We start from the raw sequence: 1,863 nt of genomic DNA, 5'->3' as shown, positions 1-1,863 counted from the left end.
GGCGCGGCGCTCCTCGGCGGGGGCGGGACCGACGGCGGGGGCGCCCCGCCCCGCGGGGGGGCCGGCAGGGCGGTGCGCAGCGGCGCCGCCCCGGCCGCACCGGGCACGCGTCGGCCCGCCCGTCGGCCCGCCCCAGGTCAGCGCGACGCCGGGCGGACGGGACTGCACGGCCGGGGTCGGTTGGCGTAGCGTTGCCTCTTCGGCCGACGCCCCCGCACTCGTACCCGCGGACGCAGATGCACCCGTACCCGCACCCGCCCTCGAACCTGCGGACGCCGACACCGACATCGACGTAGCAGACGTAGACGCACTCCCCGAGCTCAGAACCGGACCGGCACCCCACGTGATCACCTCTCCCTCCGACCGCACCGACCGCTCCGAGCGGCGTACGCGGAACCCCGGCGCGTACCGACTGGTACGTACCGGGCCGGGGCGAGGGGATCCACCCGTTCTGGACGCGGCGCAGCGTGCCGTGGTTGAGCACACCGGCGGACCACTCCTGGTCCTCGCCGGGCCGGGCACGGGCAAGACCACCACGCTGGTCGAGGCGGTGGCCGCGCGGGTGGCGGCCGGTACGGACCCGGCCCGCATCCTCGTCCTCACCTTCAGCCGCAAGGCGGCGGTCGAACTGCGCGACCGTACGGCCCTGCGGCTCGGCGGCGCGCGGGCGCCTCAGCCGACCACGTTCCACTCCTTCTGCTACGGGCTGGTCCGCGCCCACCAGGACGCCGACCTCTTCGCCGACCCGATCCGGCTCCTCTCCGGGCCCGAGCAGGACGTCACCGTCCGGTCCCTGCTGGAGGGCCAGCGCGAGCTGCGGTCCATCCCGTGGCCGGACGACCTGCGGGCCGCGCTCACCACGCGCGGCTTCGCCGACGAGGTACGGGCGGTGCTGGCGCGCAGCCGGGAGCTCGGGCTCGGCCCGCGCGAGCTGGCCGCCTTCGCCCGGCGGATCGGTCGGCCGGACTGGGCCGCGGCGGCGGCCTTCCTCGCCGAATACCTGGACGTACTGGACCTCCAGGGCACCATGGACTACGCCGAACTCGTCCACCGCGCGGTCCTGCTGGCCGACCGGACCCCGTCGATCGCCTCCCTGTACGACGCGGTGTACGTGGACGAGTACCAGGACACGGACGCCTCCCAGGTCCGCCTGCTCCAGGCGCTGACCGGCGGCGGCGCGGCGCTGGTCGCCTTCGGCGACCCGGACCAGTCGATCTACGCCTTCCGGGGCGCCGACGTGAACGGCGTCCTCGACTTCGCCGCGGCCTTCCCGGGCGGGCGGGTCCGCGCCCTGACCACGTCCCGCCGCTCGGGGGCGGCGCTGCTCGCGGCGACCCGCCTGCTCACCGCGCGCATGCCGGTACCGCGCCTGCCGGCCGACGCGGTCCGCGCGCATCGCGAGCTGCGGGCCACGCGGGAGGGGGGCCGGGTCGAGGTCCTCACGTATCCGACGGCGTCGACGGAGCTGGACAACATCGCGGACGTGCTGCGCCGGGCGCATCTGGAGGACGGCGTCCCGTGGCGGGACATGGCCGTCCTGGTGCGTTCCGGCGGCCGCACCCTGCCGTCGATGCGGCGCGCCCTGATCGCGGCGGGCGTCCCGACGGAAACGGACGGCACGGACGCCCCCCTCCGCCACGAACCTGCCGTATCCCCCCTCCTGACCGCCCTCCGCCTGGCCGCGACAGCAGCCACCTCTGCCATGGGCGCCCCGACCCCGGCCGCTGGCCCCGCGGCGGCCCCGGCGCCCACCGACCAGCAGGCGGCCGCACCCACCGCCGAGCCGACGTCTGCCGACGGGGCAACCTCGCGCCCCGGCACGGCTTCCGCGCCCGGGCTTTCGGCGACCCCTGCCCCCGAGGC

The 1,863-nt window shown here is 77.0% G+C and carries 1 protein-coding gene; it reads left to right on the top strand.

Going from position 1 to position 1,863, the window contains the following annotated elements:
• Positions 1–346 precede the first annotated feature (346 nt).
• Positions 347–1,863: ATP-dependent helicase (locus tag GPJ59_RS35870; protein ID WP_374201009.1), on the top strand; the 1,517-nt coding region annotated here is incomplete at its 3' end.

Origin of the sequence: Streptomyces bambusae, from assembly GCF_019400985.1 — a bacterium.
Lineage (GTDB): Bacteria > Actinomycetota > Actinomycetes > Streptomycetales > Streptomycetaceae > Streptomyces > Streptomyces bambusae_A.
The sequence above is the reverse complement of the archived record's forward strand: the minus strand, read 5'-3'. Positions and strand labels throughout refer to the sequence as shown.